Genomic DNA, 21781 nt, shown 5'->3' on the forward strand with positions numbered 1-21781 from the left:
CGTCAGACTTCGCGGTTGACGGCAAACCGAGACAATGACAAAAGCGGCTCCATCGCTGTCTGATCGGCTTCAATGAATGTAAGAGAGTGCACAGCTTTGTCACTGTGCATTTTCGCCTGCTCGTATGCGTATTCGATGCTGCCAGCGTCACTGAGCATATCACGTATGCGGCCCCTGTCGTCCTCGTAAACGGCAGTATGGAGCAGTTCTCTGCCGTCAGCGACCGTTTGAACAAAGTGTATTAGCGGTAGTGTCGGTTTGAGTGCAAAGATATCCTTACCCACATTCTTACCCATTTTCTGCACGGAGCTCGTCACATCCAGAATGTCGTCCGCTATCTGGAACGCCGTTCCAAAATGCTCTCCGTATTGTCTTAACGAGTTGCAATCCTTTTTACAGGCTCCCGAAAGAAACGCACCCATCCAGCAAGCACTTCCGAAAAGAGCCGCCGTCTTACTGGCGATAATATTGTAATAATTCTGTTCACCAATTTCGTGATCGAGACTGATCACGTTCTGCATCATCTCCCCGTCGCATATTTTCCGGGCAACCGCGGCAACTTCGCCTGACATATCCGCCATACCTTCAGCACTGCCAAGAGCCATGACTTTACCGAGTACATACCCGCCAAGCAAGACTGCCGCCTTGTCCCCATATAAACAATTAATCGTCTCCCGCCCGCGTCTTCGCGTTGCGTGATCGATGACATCATCGTGTAGCAGCGTTGCCAAGTGAACCATTTCGACCATCGCTGCGGCACGGATATGTCTCTCGCCACTCTGATCGAAAATTCGACCGCTTAGCAGCAACAGCCCGGGCCTAAGCATCTTGCCACCAGATGTCCTAACGTTGGCGACCAGTCCCGCAATGTCACCCTCGCCAGGTTCGATTGCTCCTGCTAGCAGATAGTCAACCGCCTTCAGCTCCTCGCTCAGCGCGTTAAAAAATGGCACCGGCGAACTTTCGCCGCCGGCACCATCATTTTTGTTATCTGTGCGGTTATGACCGTGCATACTCGAAAAACTTTTTCCTGAGCTCTTTAGTCACAGCACCGGGCTTGCCGTCGCCCACAATGCGCCCGTCAATTTCAACGACGCCGATCACCTCTGCCGCGGTCCCGGTCAGGAAACACTCATCAGCAATGTAAAGGTCGAACTTTGTAAGATTTCGTTCGGTGACCGTATACCCGGACTCTCTGGCCAGTTTCATTACGACCTGCCGGGTGATACCATCAAGCGCGCCGGCCTGTATCGGAGGGGTGAACAGCTCGCCCTTGCGTATAATGAATATGTTATCCCCGCTGGCTTCGGCAACATATCCCTGAGGATTGTACATTACCACCTCGCCCACGCCGTGATCGATCGCTTCTATCTTTGCGAGAATATTGTTCAGATAATTCAGACTCTTGACCTGCGGCGGCAGTGTCAGCGGATGCGTCCGAACGGCATTTGCGCTTATAACCTTCAGGCCCGTTTCGTAAAACTCTTCAGGATAAAGCTGAATATTGGCCGCGATGATGATGACGCCCGCTTTGCCACAAACGAACGGGTTCAGGCCCAGATCGCCTACACCGCGTGTAACCAGCAGCCTGATATAGCCGTCCTCGATCTCATTGGCCTTGACAGTCTCTTCGGTCGCGTCCATCAAAGGCCTTTTGTCCATGCCGATATCCAGCCTGATAGCTTTTGCAGACTCATAAAGACGGTCAATGTGCGCTTCGAACTCGAAGATATTGCCGCTGTAAACGCGGATACCCTCAAACACGCCATCGCCGTAGAGCAGCCCATGATCAAAAACGGACACCTTGGCCTGTGCCTCGTCAACTAATTCGCCGTTCTGCCAAATCTTCAAACCCATCATATTCTCCATCAATTAAAATCTATAAACGGGCAATCTTCCCGTCCACGAGCCGTATCGTTCGATCAGCTTTTTGCGCCACACGATCGTCGTGCGTCACCATAACTATCGTCTGCCCTTCCGCGTTGAAATGCGCAAGTGATTCTAAAATACCATTTCCAGTCACAGAGTCAAGGTTTCCTGTAGGTTCATCCGCCAAAAGCAGTACCGGGTTGTTCATCAGCGCCCGTGCGATAGCTACTCGCTGTCTTTCGCCGCCGCTGAGCTGATATGCCTTGTGTTTCAAACGCTCACTGAGTCCCATTTTGTCCAGCAGCATCTCGGCTCGCTCGACAGCAGTTTTTTTCCTGGCTGCCCAGCCGAACATCCCGGTCCCGGCCATCGACGGCAGGAGGACGTTTTCCAGTACATTCAATTCGTCCAGCAAATGGTAGAACTGAAACACAAAACCCACCATCTTATTGCGAAAACGGGCATAATCCATCACAGAAAATTTGTCCAGATCCTTACCGCGAAATTGAACCCTGCCCTTATCAACCTTGTCAAGGGCGCCTAGAATATGCAAAAGCGTACTCTTGCCGCTTCCCGACGAACCGACGATGGCAACGAATTCGCCCTCCTTGATGCTCAGATCCAGCCCCTTGAGCACATCAAGCTTAGCCTGGCCCATGCGATAGGATTTATATATTGAACTCGCTTTTAGAATTTTAGGCATTGTCTTTCGATCCATTTAAATTAGAGCTGATCAACCTGTAGCACTTCGGCGATCCGTCGTCTCGCTGCCTGCATACTCGGTATCGCCGCACCGGCCAGGCACGCTGCCACCGAGCAGGCCGCAATGAAAACCATTGTCTGCCATTCGATCTGGTTCGGTATCTCGCCGATGGCGTAAACGCTGCGGTCCCACAACTGCCATTGATAGTTCTCGAACAACCAGTCCTCTATCGCATGCACCTTTACAAGCAGTGCGATGCCGCCCGCCATGCCTATCGCGGTGCCTGTCGTGCCGACGATACCCGCAAGCCCGAGAAAGACGCTCAGAACTCCGCCGGACGACACGCCCATGCTCTTGAGGATGCCGATGTCCTTGCTTTTGCTGCTGATCATCATATAGAAAACGACGAATATGATAAAGACAGTGATAAAGCCCAGCATCAAAAATACCAGCGTCATCATCGTCTCTTCCTTCTCCATGGGAGCTATCATCGCCGCCCGGTACTGCTTCCACGTCTCGACATTGACATGATCCATGAGCCCGGCCAGCCGTTTTTCATAGCTCGTTTCAGCATCCGCGGCAATGTTCGCAACATAATCATCCCATAGTCGTTTAACCCTCGCTGTCGCTGTCTCGACATCCATGCCTTTGGCATATTTGACGAAGATCGAATGGATACGAGGATACGTCCCGTCCATCCCGCAAAGAGCCTGCAGATCGTCTAGTGACATATAAATATATCCGCCGTCCTGCTCGACCAGGCCGCTGTGGCTGTCGTCGCTGTAATAGAACGCCTTGGTATTGACCAGGCCGCCGCCGATACCCGCCCGCGCTAGATTGCCCCTGGCGGTCAGCGGAAAACAGCTCACGTTCAGCTTAATATGCATCGGATTAGGCTCGTGATAGTATTCGCCCATCTTGCCTTGCCTGCTTCGCAATAGATCGATGCCGACAACCACGCCGGGCTGGTTGGGCCTGTATGTCGGTACGAAAGCCATCTCCGGCTCATCTTCGCGATAATGCAGGCTCTCCTCGAACGCTGTCACCTTCGCATGCCTTGCCGGATCAAAACCCATTATTTTCATGCCCGACTGACTGCCGGACATTTGGCTTTCGAGAATGCCCACCGTCTCGATCACCGGAGAAGCCTGCAGCACGTAATCCTTTTCGACCAGCTCTTCGAGAAAATTCTCGTAATGCGCGAAGCCCACCAGCGAATCACTGCTGATAATCGCGTCACCGAAGAACCTGTGGTTTTTTTCCTTGAACTCGCGTACAAGCCCGCTCATCACGGTCATCACGACGACGACCATGAACACGCACAACGCAACCGCGGCGACCGCCAACGCCGTCGACTTGCGTTTCACGAAATATCTGCGTGCCAGCAAAAACTTGTACATTAACTTACATCCGTATAATCAAAAACAACGGCCATCCAGCCGCTCACTCGTACCGCAGTATTTTAACGGGCCGCAAGGTCGCCGCCCTGATTGCGGGGATTATCGCTCCGATCATGCTCGCGATCACTGACGCAATGACCACCCAGCCGGCCGCGGACCAGTTCATATCATCCGGTATCGTACTGAACATGTACGTGCTGCTCTGCCACAGCTTGAGCCCGAAGGTGGAGCTGATCGCAGCTTCGATCGAGTTGATGTTCTTCGTGATCACGTAACCAGCCGCGATGCCGATGCCGCTTCCGACCACGCCGACGATGCTGCCGAAAAACAGGAATAGACCCGCTACCGAAAAACCGCCCATGCCGCAGCTTTTGACCACTGCAATATCTCGGCGTTTGGTTATCACGATCATATAGAAAATGCACGCGATCAGCAGTACAACGCCGCCGCTGACGACGCCGAAAATAACCATCAGCATGCCGAGCTGTTTCTGATACTCGCTTATCAGCCGGGCCCAGTTCTGCCGTGCGGTCTGTACCTGCACCGCCGCGATCCTGGGCAGGCTCCAGCCCAGTTCCTGATCAGCGAACCGCTCCCAGACTGATCGCACCTGGGCGACTGTGGCGGCAGGGTCATAGCCTTCGGCCACCTTTATCTGCACCATGTCCGCAACCTTGCCGCTGTCGGGGTAGAATTCATCCAGCACCCGCTCCATCGGCAGGTACACAAAATCCTTATCCGCCCAGTGAAAGCCACTGAATACTACATCCGCGACAGTGAACTTTACAAGCTGCGTCTTCGTTGACTGTCCATCACCTGTCGTCAATACGACCTTTCTGCCGATAAAGTCCTGGACCTCGGCCATGTCATACTCGTCGGTCTTTTCGTCCGGACTCGATATCACGCCTATGCCCAGAAATCCACCCGTCCCGCCCTTGACCCACTCCGGTGTAAAACTTGCACTGTCTGACCCCTTCTGCCGAACGAGCATATCGCCGAAAGGCGTTACCTTGCTTCGCCGGGGCATCTCGATCCCGTAAAGCTGGACCGCCCTGACATTACCCGGCCCAAGAAAAAGCAATCCGCCCTTGCCGCTCAGCACCGCCGTCGAACTCTCGACCTCGTCAAGCTCATCCAGCTCGGCTATCAGCCTGTCGTACTGCTCTATCAGCACTCCGCGCCTGCCGCTTATAACGACGTCGCCGACGTGGTCACTGACAGTGCTCTCGAATGAGGCGATAAAACCCGTGAACAGGCTCGCCACGACCACAAGCAGCGCACATGACATCGCCACCGAAGCAACGCTCAACAGAACGATCTTCTTCTTGCTCAGATATCTGCGGCAAAGTACCACGCTCAGATGTTTCATCGCATTCCTTCTTCAGCACGTCCGCCACGCGAACGCACACAAAAACCACATCCGCCGCCGTTTACTCCTCTTCGCTTCTGGCGGCAGGCTTGAGCAGCGGGAACAGGATCACGTCACGAATTGTCGTCGCGCCGGTCAAAAGCATCACGAGCCTGTCGATGCCCACACCCAGACCACCCGCAGGCGGCATGCCGTACTTGAGTGCGGTGACGAAATCCTCATCCATCGTCGCCATCGTATCTTCCTGACCGTCGAGCTGCGTGCGGAAGTTGTCTTCCTGCACCTTCGGGTCGTTCAGCTCTGTATAAGCGTTCGCAAGCTCCATCTTACCGATGAACAGCTCGAAACGCTCTGCATAGCGCGGATCAGCCTTGCTGCGTTTGGTCAGCGGGCAAAGCTCTGCAGGGTAATCGATAACGAACGTCGGATCAATCAGCGTATCCTCGACCGTCTCTTCGAAGACTTCGTTGATCACGACCGCGTCATCCATGTGACTTTCGCCGATCTCGAGCTCACGCGCCTTCGCGCGAACAGCCTCGATGTCGTCGATATCCACGCCCGCACATTCCTTGAGCAGGTCCGCATATCGTGCCCTTCGCCACGGCCCGGAATAATTTACCGTCATCTCGCCGAACGGCAGCTCCATGCCGTCACAGTGCTTCTCGACGAGGCTAGTGACCATCTCCTCGGTCAGGTCCATCATTGCATTGTAATCGCCGTACGCCTGGTACAGCTCCATCATCGTAAACTCGGGATTGTGCCTGGTACTCAGACCCTCGTTGCGGAAATTGCGGTTGATCTCGAAGACCCGCTCCATACCACCAACCAGCAGACGCTTGAGGAAAAGCTCGGGAGCGATCCGCAAAAACAGATCCATATCCAGAGTGTTGTGGTGCGTAATGAAAGGCTTGGCAGCCGCACCGCCTGCGATCGTCTGCATCATCGGCGTCTCGACTTCAAGGAAGCCTCGCTCCTGCAGGAAATTTCGCATGCTTGCGACGATCTCACTGCGTTTGCGGAAACGTTCGAGTACCTCCGGATTCGCCCACAGATCGACATAACGCATGCGATAGCGTGCATCCGGATCGGTCAGGCCGTGGAACTTCTCGGGCGGCTGCATGAGTGACTTCGAAAGGATCGTTACCTTCTCGGCCCAGATCGTGATCTCACCGGTGCGCGTCCTGCCGACCTCACCTTCGGCGCCTACGATATCACCGAGCTCGAGCAGCTTGCACAGCGGCCATTGATCCGCCAGCATCTTCTTGCTCAGACCGAGCTGGATCGTGCCGCTCGAATCGCGAAGCGTGACGAACATCAGCTTGCCGATATCGCGAAGCAGGACAATACGACCGGCGGCACAAGCTCGCTGGCCTTCTTTGTCATCCTCGAAATCCGCCTTGATCTTCTCGGCCGGAATAACATCATCAAATCTGCCGCCGTACGGGTCGACACCCAACTCGATCATCTTGTTCAGCTTTTCCTGCCGCTGCTGCTGGTACTGGTCCATGCTTGACTGTTCTGCCAACTTATTATCCCCTTCGAATCCGGATAAATTAACATTCTGATAAAACAAAGCAGCCAGCATGAATCCCCTAAGCTGACTGCCTGTACATTTTATTTATTGACCGGAGCAGCAGTTAGGCTGTCCGTTAACGCCGGGCGCGAACCCGTTCTTTTCTTAACTAATCGGTTTTGGTCGGTTCGCTCTCAACCTTCTCATCATCCTGGTAGGTTAGCAATTCACTGGGTTTTATATCACCGCCCTGATCGACAACCTTGCTCTTGACTACGATCATGCCGATCGCAAGCTGCGGATCAGCCTTGAGCGTTTCTTCGAGCGAATATCGCTTCAGCTCGCTTCTCTCGTTATGGTCCGACCTCGCCAGCACATCATTTGCAAGCTGGACATCCAGAAGTTCCTTAAGCTCATCGCCGCGAAGCTCAACCTCGACATCCGGCTCGATGCCCCAGTCTTTTCTGCCCTGTTTTTCGATGATATAGCGGTTCTTCACTCGCTGATTCGACGGCAGATGATAATACGCCATAGTATACTTGAGCTGCGAACCCTCGCCCGAGAAGGGCGTGATGGTCTGAACGCTTCCCTTGCCGTAGGTTCGTTCGCCAACCAGCGTTGCCCGACGGAATTCCTTGTCCTGCAGGGCGCCTGCAACGATCTCAGACGCGCTTGCGCTTTGGCCGTTGATCAGAACCACGATAGGATAATCCGGGTGGGTATCGCCTTCCTCGGCCATTTCATAGCTCGGCGGACCCCATCGCGGCTGACTCTTGACGATCAGTCCCCTGTCCACGAACAGGTCCACAACGTCCGCAGCCGTCGACAGATAACCGCCCGAGTTGAACCGCAGGTCGATTATCAGGCCCTTCATGCCCTGCTCTTCGAGATTGTCGAGGATATCACTCAGATCCGTCGCTGTGTTCTCCGTAAATGCTGTCAGCCGTACGTAACCGATCTTATTGGCAGGGTCGACCATGTGACGCCATTTCGCTTCGTTGGTCCTCTGCCAGCCGCGAATGGTCGGCACGACTATCCTGCCGCGGGTTATCGTAATTTCCTCAGTTATCCCGTCTTCTTCGCCTTCATGCTGCACCGTCAGCGTAACTTCAGTACCCGCAGGTCCCGTTATCTTGTCGACCACGCACTGCAGCGTCATGTCCTCGGTCGACTCGCCGTTGATCTTAAGGATAAGATCGTTCGCATCAAGACCCGAATTGAAAGCGGGTGTGTCGGGCAGCAGACTGCCGACCTTGACCTCGCCGCGATCCTTGGTTATCTGGACACCGATGCCGGTGAAATCCTGTGTCATGCTCTTTTGAAAATCCAGCACCCGCCACGGCCATACCAGTGTTGTAAACGGGTCAAGCGCTTCCAGCGAAGCCTCGGAAAATTGCGCAATGACAACTTCAGGCGGCAGCTTCAGGGTTTCTTCATTGATGGCAATGACCTGCTCGAATATTTCAAGGAACTTATCCCTGCTGACGGCACTTTGGGGATCCGAGATAGATTCCTCGATAGCCTCGATACCGCTGATCCAGGCCTTGGCCTGCTCGTCCGTAACCTCATAGGCGATCTCTTCAGCGCTTTTGCTGACCACCTCACCCAGCAGCCTGCTCCGCCGCAGGGCCTTTTCCACCATCTCGCCGTAATCGATCACGCTGACGTAGTTGAACTCCAGCGCCCGAATCGATTTTTCCAGCATCTGGGCGGTTATACCTTCATGCCGTTCCTCGCTGGTCTCGCAACTGTTGTCCTTGAGCGAAACCTCGATCATCGCCTTTTCGGTCAGCTTCTCGGCATGCTTTTCGTAATCCTTGTTGTCCTTGTATAAATTGGTCAGCCAGTAGTAACCGTGCGCATAGGCGTCGACCCAGTTACCCTTAGCTTCCAGTTCGTCTGCTGCTTCCTTGGCACGTTTGACAAGCTTTTTGACGAACGGCATCTCGTAGATATCGTCCTTTTTGTCCTCGGCCGCATAATCCCGTGCCTTGATCACAGCTACGAAAGCCTCGCTGATCTGATTGGGTTCGCTCGGTATTCCCTCTTCTCTGAATTTCGCTATTTCGTCAAGCTGCTCCTGATAAGCTTCTTTGCGGCTCTTGGCCCTGTGCTCTTCAATGGTATCATATTGAGATAAAATATTGATAAGTGCTTCAACATCACCATTGGTGCCGGGCTCACGGCCTGCAAGAACTCGCCTGGCTGCTGCAAAGTCTCCTTCGCATATCTGCTCAGCTACCAGATCCGGAAGCTTCTGGCCATTCTCAATATCAAGCTGCTGATCGATCTGCTGCCCTTGATTGGCCTCTGCAGATCTGCTTGCAGCATAACCGCACCCTACCAGGCCTGAAACTGCTGCCAGAGTAACCAGAATTGCAATGCTCAGTCGTTGATTAATAGATTTCACTGCTAAACCCCACATAAATTTAGTTTTTGTCGAAATAATGATCTACCGCATCACTCATAGCGGCAGTTTAAGACACCATTCGACAAAACACCACAATAATACAAAATATGAGCGGCAGAGCCCGCGACAATCCCTGCAAATGCAGAAACTGCCACGGACTCGCCCCTCTTAAGACCTACCACTGTAGGTCGATATTACTGAATTACATGCATTCAGCAGCTTTGCCGGCACAACCCAGAACATGAAGTTTACGCTTAACCATGTCCTTGATCGCTGCACGGCCCGGGCCGAGGTACTTACGCGGATCGAATTCTTCAGGCTTTGTGCTGAATACTTCGCGGATCTTCGCGGTCAATGCCATACGCAAATCCGTATCGATATTAACCTTACAGATAGCCAGCTTTACTGCCTTGCTGATCGCATCTTCTGGTACGCCGACGGCATCCGGCATGTTCCCGCCATATTTGTTGATAAGATCCTTAAATTCCTGCGGAACACTGCTGCTGCCGTGCATTACCAGCGGGAAACCAGGAAGTTTTTCATGAACCTGTTCCAAAACTTCAAAAGCAAGCTTGGGCTCACTCTTGAACTTGTAAGCGCCGTGACTGGTGCCGATAGCGATCGCGAGAGAATCGCAACCGGTCTTTTCGACAAACTCTACAACCTCATCGGGGTCGGTAAGGTGCTTAGAAACGTCGTCAGCAGCAACACCTACAACGTCTTCCTCGATACCGCCAAGCTGACCAAGTTCGGCTTCTACCGAAACGCCGTGAGCGTGTGCGTATTCTACTACCTTCTTTGTGATCTCAATGTTTTCTGCAAACGGGCTGTGAGATGCGTCGATCATCACAGATGTGAAGCCGTCATCAACGCACTGCTTGCATGTCTCGACCGTATCACCGTGGTCCAGATGCATTGCGATCGGGATGTCCGGATTCTCGGCAACTGCAGTGTCGATGATCGCCTTGAGGTAGCTCATGCTTGCGTAGGAACGTGCACCGCGAGATATCTGCAGGATCAGCGGAGCCTTTTCTTCGGCTACAGCTTCCACGATGCCCTGTGTGATCTCCATGTTATTAACGTTGAACGCGCCAACAGCATAGCCATTCTTGTAGGCCATCTCGAACATTTTCTTAGTACCAACTAATGGCATAAGTTTTCTCCTAATGAATAACTGTCTACAATTTACTATTTTTTTTCAGAAGCTCAAAGCTTCGATTCACGCAAAATTATTAATCCGCCTATATCTGCGGAATGGTCTCGGTAATTCCCACGTAATCACGCGAGCCGATCGCCAGATCATCAACTCCCTGGGGCCAGACACTGAACATTACGCTCTGCTCATCCCTTGACTCATCGATCTCAAATGTAAAACCATAATACAGCCGATGATACCGCCTGATCAATGTCAGCTCACTTCGAACATTGTGGCCGTAATCGAAATTATATTCCTGGGAGATAACAGCGGTATATCGATCGTTGAGATTGTACGTCACCGCCGCGATCAGCGAATTAGAACCTTCTTCGAATATGTCGTCAGCGGGAACATCCACGGTAACACGCTTGAGATACCGGTTGCCGATATAGTAGCTCAGATCGGGATATACGTACCGCACAAAACCGAGATCAAACTGTTCGACCGTGCCCGCGTCGATGTCATAACTTAGGTCACTCAGCAACGTCGAGACATCACTCATCCGCCACGAATAGTCAGCGTTTATCATGTCCCGCTGCAATCCGAAATCAACGCTCCGCCGCCTTGCGAACACGGGCACTGCAGGATTGTTATAGATATATTTGTCCGGCCCAACCGGATCGTCAGCCGTCTCGCTGAGGAAAGTCGCATTCAGATCCAGGCGCATCCAGTTGACCGTACGTTCGAATTCTTCGGTACCCCGGTGCGTCTGCCACCGCTGAGAAAGACCGAGATTCACATAATCACGCATCTCGAAAACATCGTCGCTGTCGTAATAACCGGCCGCCTCGATATGGGGCTGGACTATGTGCCGCATACCGTCCAGATCCCAGAATTCGGATTTGACCGTCGGGTCGACGTTCCACAGCATCGTCGAAGCACGAACGCCCGTCTCTCCGAGCCAGACCGTATCTTCACGATTGCCCGGCGTGCCATCTATATTGCGTATGAATCCGCCCTGATCCTCATAGCCGAACGTCCCCGCTGCGAATGGAACGACCTGCCACTGACCAACCGTAAGAGGCGCGTCCACCTCGTGCCGTGTCGAAGCAAACGTATAAAACTGCTCGGGCGATTGCTGACTGCTGTCCGAGCTGTATCTGTCCTTTAGCCTGCTGACCTGCGTATCGCTGTAGTACGTCAGTCTGTGATCCCAGAATGACTCGCCCAGCTTGTGATATTCAACCGTGGGCAGCTCTTCGGTTTCAGTGGCCCAATCATTTATTCGCACCTTGTTGAGAATCGAAAAGGCCCAATTCTCCTTGAGCCGCTTCAGATAAAGCAGCGTCTCCTGTGCCTTGCCGTTATCAAATTCATCCCTGTAAAACGACTCCAGGAAATTCTTGTCGCTGAGATAACTTACCTCGACCGTTGCCTGCCAGTCATAAGGCAGATAATGCCTGTGCCTCGCGGTAAATCGGCCTCGCCAGTCGGACTCCGGCTCCAGATTTTCCCGGCTGTTGATCCGCCCCAGGTCATCCTCGCCGCTGTCCTTGATCACATAAGAGCTGACCCAGCCGTAATAATCCTGCCTCTCATACTCGGCTGCAACACCGGTGCCCAGGCCCCTTTGACCATAATAGTCGACCGCCAAATCGGTTTCCACACCCTCGGGTTCCTTGATACCGAGCAGCTTGCTGAGATACCAGTTTGTCTCGACGGAAAAACCGAAATCGCTGCTGTCGCCCACACTCGCGCGTCTGATGGGCACGTCCGGCCGTTCAAAATCCGTCCTGATCTTCGGCCATGCGAAGATCGTGGCCGTCTTGTATTTCATCCTCGTGTCGTAGAGAACCGCGTCATACTTGCTCTCGGTCTCCTCACGGCTGGCTCGCTCGTCCACCGATGTCATATCCGTCAGCACCAGGCTCGACGCCGTCATAGAAACCTGCGGCAGATAAAACTCGCTCGTCGTCAGCGTAATGTCTTCCGCCTCGAAAACATTGTCCGTCACCTTCTTAAGCTTTGCCGCACGGAGATAAACCGGAATACCTCGATCCACGTCGTACTGCTGCATCTCCGCTCGAACCGCGATAGCCCGGCGGAAACGGAAATCATAGTAAACCTCTTCCGCACGGATCGTCCGAGGCCCCTCGGTCATGATTATATCGCCCTGCACATAAACAGCCTCGGCCCTTCCCGAGCCCAGACTGTCTCCGCTTGCATCATCGCCCGCGACGCTGAAATTTTCGCCAGAGTAGAATATCACTGCGTTGTCAGCCTGGAACTCAAGCAGTCCCTCGCCGTCCTCGCTACGCTGCCACATGTAAAACCGCCCGCGTATCGTAGCGATATTCATTCCGCTGGGCAGCTTGCTAGTCTCTATTCGCGGCTGCTCGCTTCCAACTGCCGCAATCTGTATGGGATACTGATAGACATCGCTGATCGGCTCAGTTTCTCTTTGAACCTGTTTTTGCCCGGCTTCGGACTTTTCACCTGCCGGCACCTGATCAGCAGACTCATCGACAACCGCCATTTCGTCCCGCATGCGATGCTGATCAACATCTTCAACGGTCGCAGGATCGACATCGCCGGGGATCTTCGCTTCCTCAGCGATACGCGGTCGAAGGACGACGGGATCTGCAGCACTTATCGCTTCATTGTAGAGTTCGGTGCCCTTGAGCTCACGAAGCCGTGCCTGGTACTGGACGTCTGCTTTCGAATAAACCTCGCCGGTCACCTTGAAACTCGTCACCAGCGAATGGCCCTGTTCGATCACCGCCTGCCGCATAGCCGTCGACTTGGCGCCCTCTCCGCGAGTCACAGAAACGTTGCCCTTGAGATATATCTTCGCATTGTAATCGACCTGCTCCACGCCCTGGTGAACCGTCCGCAGTGTGTCTATCCATACTATCGCTTGCTCACTTGAAAGATCGTTCGCTCCGATCGACAGCCGGAAGTCGCCCTCGAAAAGCAGAACGTGCCTGTCATCGGCCAGCCCGTTCCCCCCGTAAACGGTCATTTCGTCCGCTGAAAGATGCAGGTCCTGCCCGGCAAAATATTCCGCAGCCGGCGCAGCCGATACGGACCCCGCCAGAACTGGCAAGATCAACAATAGGATCGCAAGTTTGCCGCTGTGCATATCAAAAGCCCGCAAAAAAGCCAACAGAAGTAGCGAAAACCAGTCCCGGCGCACAAAATATGCAAACACACCGCAATTCCTGCCGTGCCGATCGCTTCAGCGTATCCGGGAATCTGGACTTAGACACATAATTTTGCTGTGATTATATGCATAAACGGCCGAACTTCCAGTCAAAAACGCCGCCGCCACCCAAAAACCGGCCATAAACAAGCTCATCATGCATTTTTTTAACAGCAATAAGCGATATGGACCAAATCTGCGCAGCTCACCCCCATTCAGGACCTGTTAGAGCTTCTCATAGCGGATAACAGCCCTGTAAATGCCGTTTACCCTGTCGCCTTCGACAAAACGCGGCGCGTAATTCTGGTTTCTCGGCTGCAGCCGCAGCCCCGAATCCTCGAAATAGACCCGCTTGAAGGTCGTCTCGTGCGGCATGGTGAACCGCACAAAGCAGTCATCCCCGCTGTGAACGTCCGCCGCCGGTGAAAATACCACAATATCGCCCTCGTTGAACTTCGGCTCCATCGAGTCGCCCACAACCCGCACCGCAAAAGCGTTCGGATCGTGCAGGTCCGGACACCGCACATAATCGTCCGCAAAGCCTGCCGGATAGCCCAGATCGTCAAAATCGACCGGATAACCCGCCGCTACCTTGTTTATGACCGGCACGAGCTGTCCTGCGGTCACGGGCCGCTTGGCCCCCTCCTCGATATCCAGCCCAAGCTCTTCCAGGCTCACCACGCCCCCGATAGATCCCGGATCGGTCTTTTTCTCGACGATATTCTTGATAAGCTGCCGGAACTTGCGGTTTTCAGCGTCGATCGCCTCATAATCCCGCCGAATATCCGCAGGCAGACGCTCCAGGTGCGCGATATGCTGCAGCAGCCCCTTCTCGAATTGCAGAACCTCCTCCAGCCGCTTTAAAAAATTGTCGCTGGGCGGATTTTTCACCTTCCCCGTCTCCACAGTCGAGACATAGGGCTTGGAAAAACCTATCTTCGCCGCCACCTCGTCCAGAGTGAGGTTCAGTTCAATCCGTCTTCTGCGTATTATCTGCCCAAGAGCCATAACACAATTATAGCCTCAACTAGCAACTCCGCAATATGTTTGTTTGCTAATTAATAAACAAACAAACCAAAAAACTGGACCGCCAGCCAAACCGACCAGCGATCCATGTGTCTTTTCCCTAATTTCTATTGCGACGCCGACCCATCACAAACGCCCCAACACCAAGCAAAACCAAACTGCAGGGCTCAGGAACCAGCGACACCTTGTCGATATTGAAAACATGGTCACCATTCGTCCAAAGAACATTCAATGAGCCATCTTGATCAAATTTCAGGTCACGAATGCGTATGCCATCATGCCCCTCCATAAACATCGTAAGTGTTCCGTCTGTGTCCACACTGTAAATATCCGAACCATTGGAAGCATACATTTGCTCATTGAAGAATCCATCGGTGTCAAAAGCGAAATCTCCCCAGCCAAATTTATCAGGTAGAAATTTCGTCACATCTCCATCAGGATCAATCTTTAATACACCCTTGTAATCATCAAGAACATAATTGCCAATGGCTACAAACATGCTCCCACCATAGTTTCCCGTTTCGTCAAAAGCCATATTACCGACAAATGCTCTATCACCAAGATACGGCATGTCTATGAATTCAGCCACCGAGCCATCACTGAAAATGCGGTATATTTCAGCGGACCTTCGCGTGCCCACAAACATGTCACCCCCATAGTTCCCTGTGTGATCAATAGTAAGGTTTAGGGGCTCATTTGGGACATTCACAAGTACACCTGACTGACCACTAGTAGAAACCTGCTTAATGGCTTTAGGGTAAACATCTGCCGCATACAGATTGTCTCCGTATCGTGTTCCACCAGCCCACACGATACCCTGAAGGTTTTCAAAACCACTTCCAATAAACTGTTCATTACCAGACTGGTCAATTTTGAGCACGCCGCCGGAATCATGACTCACATAAATGTTGCTGGCATCGTCAAATGTAATTTCTTTGGCATGGCCATAGGGGTAGTAGTAGTTAAAACCCGCTACTCTCTCCAACTGGTAGTCAGAGTCAACTACAGCCAAACCATAGCTATTACCTACGACACAGAAAACAAACAACAAGCAGCTAATCAAAACAGATTTCTTCATAACTTCCCTCCATATCCAAATAGTTAAATCGATTTTCGCTTCTGACACACGACCAAAGCATAATCACTTCCAACTTCGCCTATCTCAGTCAAGGTGTCTTCAAGGCAAAAACTCATTTCAAACAGTTTCTTTGTAGTCTCATCCTCATTCAAAAAATTCCCGCCAATGCCTTCAAAAGCAAGGTGCAGAATAGCCCCCGCACAAGGTCTGTACTCCGCAAAATCGAAATACTTTTTCAATAGCGGCATAATATTTTCGGATTCGATCGCCTCCGATGGATCTTTCATGATCATACTCAGACGGCTTGGCTTAATGACTTTCTTTATAGAACCATCAATATCATGCTTTCGATACTCTTCAGGAAACATTCCTCTGAGGTGATTAGCCAGTTCAAGCTGCCTGTCAGTCCACTGAAATCTCGTCGGTCCCACATACTCATTGACAATAAACAGTCCGTCGTTTTTTAACGAGGAAGATATCTTCTGGATCAATGGCTCAAGGGGACTGAAATGGTGTAGAGCATGGTCTACAAAAATAACATCATAAGTCTTTTCGGGAATATCCACCGTATAGATATCAGCAGTACGATACCTCAAAACCCTGTCCAACCCGGCAATGGTGGCTTCTTCCTTTGCAGTTTTTATGCTGTCATCCGATATATCAAACCCCTCTAAGTATTCGAAATCCACAAGTCCGGCCCAAATACGTTCCCGGCTACCCTTCCCACATCCAAGTGACAAACCCCGCAACCCTTTCTTGTCAGAAAAATATTTTCTGGACAGGTAAATATATTGCCCTATGTTTTCGTCCCCGGTCATGCATTTGTTAATTCGGCGATTTATGGCAGGTAACTCCCACCATGCAGTAGCTCTTCGTTTTTTCTTTTTCCACGCTTCTTTTACCCTCCCCACTTTTCCTTTTGTAAGTCTACGGAGAATTGTGCGGCCATAACCATGCCTGAGACCCCACAAAAATCGCGTAAAATCATGCCTGTTCACAAAATTATTAAACACAAGGTCCCCTTCAACTTACAAATATCGAACCAGAATTCTACAATACCCCAACATATAAGTCAACTAAAAAGACATAAAAGATTTAACTAACTATCCTTCATCTCCCGATCAGGTGCTCTGCCAGTATCTTTACGCCGATCCCGATCAGTATCAGCCCGCCGACGGCCTCGATCCTGTTCTCGAACCAGTGTCCGACCTTCTCGCCGATCCTGCAGCCCAGCAGCGACAGCCCGAACGTTATTACACCGATCACGATCACCGCCGCGGCCACATGGTCCGTCACCAGCGTCAGCGTGACCCCCACCGCCAGCGCATCTATACTCGTCGCCACCGAAAGCACCACCACCACCACCAGGCTCGACACATCCACGGAGGTCCCCTCGTCTTCCGTCTTGAGCTTGAACGACTCATATATCATTTTGCCCCCTATCGCCGCCAGCAAGCCGAATGCCACCCAGTGGTCGTAAGCCTGAACGACATCCTTGAAGCCCATGCCCGCTGCCCAGCCGACCAGGGGCATCAGCGCCTGAAACGCACCGAAAAACACAGCCAGCCGCAACGCATGGCCGATCTTCAGATCACGCTCAGCCGCACCGGCAGCCACCGACACCGCAAATGCGTCCATCGCCAGCCCGACCGCAATAAATATGATCGTAATTACTTCCACACTGAACATCCAAAAAAACGAGACAAAAATCAACTGCCGAAGTCTACACCAAAACCGCCCTGCTTACAACATCCCGCTGCGCACAAAAAAAGCGATGCCGACAGAACCGACACCGCTGAAAATGTTCAAAATGTCCCTTCTTACGGACAGAAATGCTCGCTCTCCTCGAACCATTCGGGCACACCCGAGATCGTCATCGCAGTATCGATCAGCGCCAGATGACTGTATCCTTGCGGGAAGTTGCCCAGAAGCCGCTTGGTCTTGAAATCCAGGTCCTCACTATAGAGCCCAAGATGATTGCTGTGTTCGAGCAGTTGTTCGAACAGCTCGCGCGCGAGCTTCTTTTCGCCTATGCGATGCAGACTCTTGACCATCCAGAACGAACAGACCGTAAACGACGACTTGGGCACGCCAAAGTCGTCCGCATCGCGGTAACGATACATCAGTCCGCCCACGCAAAGCCGCTTATACGTCTCCCGCACGGTGCTGACATAGACCGGGTCCCGCGCACCGATGAACCCGTAATGTTCCGCCATGAGATTCGCACTGTCCAGGGTGTCCCCGCCGTAATACTGCGTCAGCGCCTGCGTCTCCGGATTCGTGCCGTGTTTGAGCACGTCCGTCTTAATGTCATCACGCAGATACGCATAGTCCAGGGCATCCTCGCTCTTGCCGAGCATCCCAGCGATCTTCACCGCCCGGTCCATCGCGACCCAGCAAAGTATCTTCGAGAACGTAAAGTGCTTGCGGTCCGTGCGGAACTCCCAAATACCCGAATCCAGGTCCTCCCAGTGATACCGAACGTGTCGCGTGAGCGTCCGTACGACCGTCCAGAGGTCCTCGCGGTTATCCACCGAGCCGTTAAAGTAACGCAGACTCTGATAGATCACGTCCAGCACAACGCCGTAAATATCGTTCTGCTTCTGATGATAGGCATCGTTGCCGATCCGCACGGGCCGACTGCCCTCATAACCCTCTAGCCAGTCGAGTTCTTTTTCTTCCAGTGCACGCTGATTGTTGATCCCGTACATGATCTGAATACGCTCGTCCTTGTACGGAACGATATTCAAAATGAAATTCAAGAACCGTTTCGCAACGTTGTAATGCCCCAGCCGAACAAGTACACTGATGGTCATGGATGCATCGCGAAGCCAGCAGAAGCGGTAATCCCAGTTACGAACCTCGCCTATGGTTTCGGGCAGACTCGTCGTGATAGCCGCCAGTATCGCACCGGTCTTCTGGTATGCAAGCAGCTTTAAAACGAGTGAACTTCTCTCAACCTCTTCTTCGTAGTCGGAAAACCGCGTGGTCTTCGCAACCCACCCCATCCAGTAAACTTTGGTCCGCTCGAACTCCAGGTATATCCAGTCCAGGTCCACGTCAACGAGCTTCTGATTGTAGCTCATGACCATGTAGTGATCCGAGTCGATCGTGATCGGCTTGTGTTCGACCACCGCTTCCTTGTCAAGATCCGTATACAGGTAAACGGACTCGTAGGACCCTTCCCCTTCGGTGCAGTGCTTTATGAAATCCGCCTTTACCTCGCACCGAACACCGTATCTCGCCCACGCCGGCTTGGGGTCATAAAACATCCTGACCTGCGGCGAACCTGAAATATGTCTGATAAGGCGAATAATATCCGGCGGGTAATGATATTTTCCGGACTCCGTCTTATAACGCGGCATAAAATCGATGATCTCGAAACAATCGTGCCCCTTCTTGAACCGCGTCCGGAGCACGTTGGTCTTGCGAAGATATTTTTGCTTTATCGTGTATTCACCGACAGGCTTTACAGAAAAACTGCCTCCGCGATTCTCATCGAGCAGCTTCGCAAAAAACGATGACGAGTCGAAATCAGGCAGGCAGCACCAGTCGATGCTTCCCTCTTTGCTCACCAGTGCCGCACTCTTACAGTTGCCTATCACGCCGTAATCAAGATTGTCCATACTCATCCAGCTATACTAATCGCCTTGAAGTGAGGCCTCTTTTACTGCTCTAACAGACCTCTAAGTATTTTCCTAAGTTCATACACAGAGTCGATCCTGTACTTGGCCATCGAGGCTCCGTGCCCGATCTTGAACGAATGGGCATGGCGGGGCAGAACCGAGAACATGTCCTCATCGGTGTAATCGTCACCTGCTGCCATCACAAAATCCCATTCTTCACCACTTCCGAGCCAGTGCTCAGCGGCCGTACCTTTGGTGATGCCGATATGCTTAACTTCGAGGACCCTGTCGCCCTCAAATACGCCAATGTCCCTATTGGATGTCAGCGTAAATATGGCATCTTTCAGTTCCTGCATACGAAGCCAGGCCAGTCCGGGGTCGCTTTTTCTCCAGTGCCAGGCCAAAGAATACGATTTTTCCTCGATTGCGGCACCCGGTGTCCGGTCGACATAAAGCTCCAGAATAGGTCTCAAACTGGCCTTCCATTCGTCGCTCACGTCTCGAAAACGCCATTCCTGACCTCTCGGCCGGAAAACCGCACCGTGCTCACATACCAGATTGACATTGAGGTCACCGAACCATTTCTCGATGATGTCCTTGTCCCGGCCGCTGATAATAACCAGCTCGTTATTCTTGTCTTCGGTCAGATTGCTGATCATGCTTAGCAATTCCGAATCTGGAACCGCACCTTGCGGCTTATCGGAATAACCCACAAGCGTCCCGTCATAATCGAGCAGGAATAGTCGTTTATCAGCCTTCGCATAATCCACGTTAAAGGTCGAGGCCCGCTCAGGGCTGTACCGCCGCAGGGCGAGATCGTCCTGTGTTTTCTTGACATTTTCCATTCCTTCGATGAAGTCGTGAGCCCATCTGCCGACGGTATACCGGCTCAAACGAGCCTGCATGCTCTTGTTCCTGCGCCACTGCTCCTCTTTGGACATTTCGATCCCTTTTTTGATCGCCTCCACGACCTCCATCTTGTTGTGCGGATTTACGGGGATCGCTTCTGCAAGCTCACCGCTGGCGCCTGCCATCTCGCTGAGGATCAAAACGCCCCTGCTGTCCTCACGATTCTTCGTTGCGACATACTCTTTGGCAACCAGGTTCATGCCGTCGCGCAACGGCGTGATAAGCGCGACATCCGCAGCATTATAAAGGGCTACCAACTGATCGAACGGCAACGACCTGTACATGTATGAGATCGGCGTCCAGTTTATGTTGCCGTAAGCGCCGTTGATCCTGCCGATCAGTCTGTCAACCTTTTTACGAAGATCCGCATATCTCTTCACCTGTTCACGTGAAGGCACCGCGACAACGACCATACTCACCCTGCCGCGGTACTGAGGATATTTCGTCAAAAAGTAATCGAAAGCTTCCAGCCTGTTCAGGATACCCTTCGTGTAGTCCAGCCGATCAACCGAGATCACCAGCTTCCTGCCCTCATTGACATGATCGCTGAGCTTTTCTATCTCCGCGCGAACCTCCGGCTTTTCACGTGCATTCGCGAATTTGTCATAATCGATACCCATCGGATAGGCATCCACCCGGATAACCCGATTGCCTATATAGATGTCCGACAGCGAATGGTCATGCCCGCAGATACGATACGCACTACTAAGGAAGTGACGCATGTAGTCGTACTCATGAAAACCCACCAGATCCGCGCCTAGAATACCTTCCAGAATCTCCTTACGCCACGGCAGCAGCCGCATCAGTTCAAACGTTGGGAAAGGTATGTGCAGGAAGAATCCTATCTGAGCATCGGGCACCCTTTCACGCAGCATCTGGGGCAAGAGCATGAGCTGATAGTCATGCACCCATATCTTATCGCCGGGTTCGATCACCTTCAGCACTTCCTCACAATAGTGCCGATTTACCTGTTCGTATGCCTCCCACCCCTTCTCCTCATACGTCGTATAAAGCGGGAAATAATGGAACAAAGGCCATACGGTCTTATTACAAAAACCATAATAAAATTCATCCACCTGCGACTCCGTCAGATAAACCGGCGCAAGATTACTGCTGCGCAACTGCCTGCCGATATAATCCTTATCGGACTTATCCAGCTCCTCTTCCGCCAGACCCGGCCAGCCTATCCAGACGCTCTCACCCGGCTTGCAGATAGACGATATCCCCGTCGCAACCCCCCCCGTACTATGTGTTATGTTTATTCCCTCTTCACCTTTTGAGATCGAAACCGGCAAACGATTCGAAACAATTACTAAACGACTCATTCGAACACCTCCAGTGTGGCACTAACAAAGAATATGAGTTCCTGATTGAAGCCGGACCCCGCAAATATTCCCGAAAAAAATGGCCCGCACTTCGAAATGATACGCACATAGCATATACTAAATCTTACGACTCGTCAACTAAGGCATTCTCTGACTTCCAATCCGTCACTACCGTAATTGTTCCCTGCTAACCCGAAAGAAAAGGATCGCCCCTGC

The 21781-nt window shown here is 52.3% G+C and carries 15 protein-coding genes; all 15 read right to left on the minus strand.

Annotated features, from left to right (window positions below; all coding sequences use genetic code 11):
* Positions 1–2: 2 nt before the first annotated feature.
* Positions 3–1013 carry a polyprenyl synthetase family protein gene (locus tag STSP2_RS16770; protein WP_146663864.1) on the minus strand — a complete coding sequence of 337 codons (1011 nt, stop codon included), beginning with the start codon at positions 1011–1013 and terminating at the stop codon, positions 3–5.
* Positions 1000–1857 carry a branched-chain-amino-acid transaminase gene (gene ilvE, locus STSP2_RS16775; RefSeq protein WP_146663865.1) on the minus strand — a complete coding sequence of 286 codons (858 nt, stop codon included), beginning with the start codon at positions 1855–1857 and terminating at the stop codon, positions 1000–1002. The genes STSP2_RS16770 and ilvE overlap by 14 nt, the downstream gene beginning before the upstream one ends.
* Positions 1858–1879: 22 nt before the next feature.
* Positions 1880–2572, minus strand: a complete 693-nt coding sequence (locus STSP2_RS16780) for an ABC transporter ATP-binding protein (RefSeq protein WP_205847936.1) — start codon at positions 2570–2572, stop codon at positions 1880–1882.
* Positions 2573–2592: 20 nt separating this feature from the next.
* The gene (locus STSP2_RS16785; RefSeq protein WP_146663867.1) at positions 2593–3972 is read right to left on the minus strand and encodes an ABC transporter permease; all 1380 of its coding nucleotides are present in this window, start codon (positions 3970–3972) and stop codon (positions 2593–2595) included.
* A gap of 43 nt (positions 3973–4015) precedes the next feature.
* Entirely contained in the window at positions 4016–5341 is a 1326-nt protein-coding gene (locus STSP2_RS16790; protein ID WP_146663868.1) for an ABC transporter permease, read from the minus strand.
* Positions 5342–5402: 61 nt separating this feature from the next.
* Positions 5403–6848, minus strand: a complete 1446-nt coding sequence (gene lysS, locus STSP2_RS16795) for a lysine--tRNA ligase (protein WP_146664111.1) — start codon at positions 6846–6848, stop codon at positions 5403–5405.
* 175 nt (positions 6849–7023) lie between these two features.
* Positions 7024–9264, minus strand: coding sequence for a S41 family peptidase (locus STSP2_RS16800; protein ID WP_169853304.1), 2241 nt, complete (start codon positions 9262–9264; stop codon positions 7024–7026).
* Positions 9265–9466: 202 nt separating this feature from the next.
* Positions 9467–10417, minus strand: a complete 951-nt coding sequence (gene fba / locus STSP2_RS16805) for a class II fructose-1,6-bisphosphate aldolase (protein WP_146663870.1) — start codon at positions 10415–10417, stop codon at positions 9467–9469.
* 88 nt (positions 10418–10505) lie between these two features.
* Positions 10506–13541 (minus strand): LPS-assembly protein LptD, encoded by a 3036-nt coding sequence (locus STSP2_RS16810; RefSeq protein ID WP_146663871.1) that lies wholly within the window; start codon positions 13539–13541, stop codon positions 10506–10508.
* Positions 13542–13826: 285 nt separating this feature from the next.
* Entirely contained in the window at positions 13827–14609 is a 783-nt protein-coding gene (locus STSP2_RS16815) for a helix-turn-helix domain-containing protein (protein ID WP_146663872.1), read from the minus strand.
* 118 nt (positions 14610–14727) lie between these two features.
* Complete coding sequence (locus STSP2_RS16820; RefSeq protein ID WP_146663873.1) at positions 14728–15705, minus strand: PEP-CTERM sorting domain-containing protein; 978 nt, start codon at positions 15703–15705, stop codon at positions 14728–14730.
* A 23-nt stretch (positions 15706–15728) separates the two neighbouring features.
* Positions 15729–16718, minus strand: a complete 990-nt coding sequence (locus STSP2_RS16825; RefSeq protein ID WP_146663874.1) for a class I SAM-dependent methyltransferase — start codon at positions 16716–16718, stop codon at positions 15729–15731.
* A gap of 97 nt (positions 16719–16815) precedes the next feature.
* Positions 16816–17385 carry a manganese efflux pump MntP gene (locus tag STSP2_RS16830; RefSeq protein ID WP_205847938.1) on the minus strand — a complete coding sequence of 190 codons (570 nt, stop codon included), beginning with the start codon at positions 17383–17385 and terminating at the stop codon, positions 16816–16818.
* A 140-nt stretch (positions 17386–17525) separates the two neighbouring features.
* Complete coding sequence (locus STSP2_RS16835; protein WP_146663876.1) at positions 17526–19331, minus strand: glycoside hydrolase family 15 protein; 1806 nt, start codon at positions 19329–19331, stop codon at positions 17526–17528.
* 41 nt (positions 19332–19372) lie between these two features.
* Positions 19373–21565, minus strand: a complete 2193-nt coding sequence (locus STSP2_RS16840) for a bifunctional alpha,alpha-trehalose-phosphate synthase (UDP-forming)/trehalose-phosphatase (RefSeq protein ID WP_146663877.1) — start codon at positions 21563–21565, stop codon at positions 19373–19375.
* Positions 21566–21781: the final 216 nt, after the last annotated feature.

This window comes from Anaerohalosphaera lusitana, assembly GCF_002007645.1.
GTDB lineage: Bacteria > Planctomycetota > Phycisphaerae > Sedimentisphaerales > Anaerohalosphaeraceae > Anaerohalosphaera > Anaerohalosphaera lusitana.

Coding starts and splice junctions, on each gene's coding strand:
- STSP2_RS16770 (WP_146663864.1), bottom strand. CDS start 1,013: ATGCACGGTCATAACCGCACAGATAACAAAAATGATGGTGCCGGCGGC.
- ilvE (WP_146663865.1), bottom strand. CDS start 1,857: ATGGGTTTGAAGATTTGGCAGAACGGCGAATTAGTTGACGAGGCACAG.
- STSP2_RS16780 (WP_205847936.1), bottom strand. CDS start 2,572: ATGCCTAAAATTCTAAAAGCGAGTTCAATATATAAATCCTATCGCATG.
- STSP2_RS16785 (WP_146663867.1), bottom strand. CDS start 3,972: ATGTACAAGTTTTTGCTGGCACGCAGATATTTCGTGAAACGCAAGTCG.
- STSP2_RS16790 (WP_146663868.1), bottom strand. CDS start 5,341: ATGAAACATCTGAGCGTGGTACTTTGCCGCAGATATCTGAGCAAGAAG.
- lysS (WP_146664111.1), bottom strand. CDS start 6,848: ATGGACCAGTACCAGCAGCAGCGGCAGGAAAAGCTGAACAAGATGATC.
- fba (WP_146663870.1), bottom strand. CDS start 10,417: ATGCCATTAGTTGGTACTAAGAAAATGTTCGAGATGGCCTACAAGAAT.
- STSP2_RS16810 (WP_146663871.1), bottom strand. CDS start 13,541: ATGCACAGCGGCAAACTTGCGATCCTATTGTTGATCTTGCCAGTTCTG.
- STSP2_RS16815 (WP_146663872.1), bottom strand. CDS start 14,609: ATGGCTCTTGGGCAGATAATACGCAGAAGACGGATTGAACTGAACCTC.
- STSP2_RS16820 (WP_146663873.1), bottom strand. CDS start 15,705: ATGAAGAAATCTGTTTTGATTAGCTGCTTGTTGTTTGTTTTCTGTGTC.
- STSP2_RS16835 (WP_146663876.1), bottom strand. CDS start 19,331: ATGGACAATCTTGATTACGGCGTGATAGGCAACTGTAAGAGTGCGGCA.
- STSP2_RS16840 (WP_146663877.1), bottom strand. CDS start 21,565: ATGAGTCGTTTAGTAATTGTTTCGAATCGTTTGCCGGTTTCGATCTCA.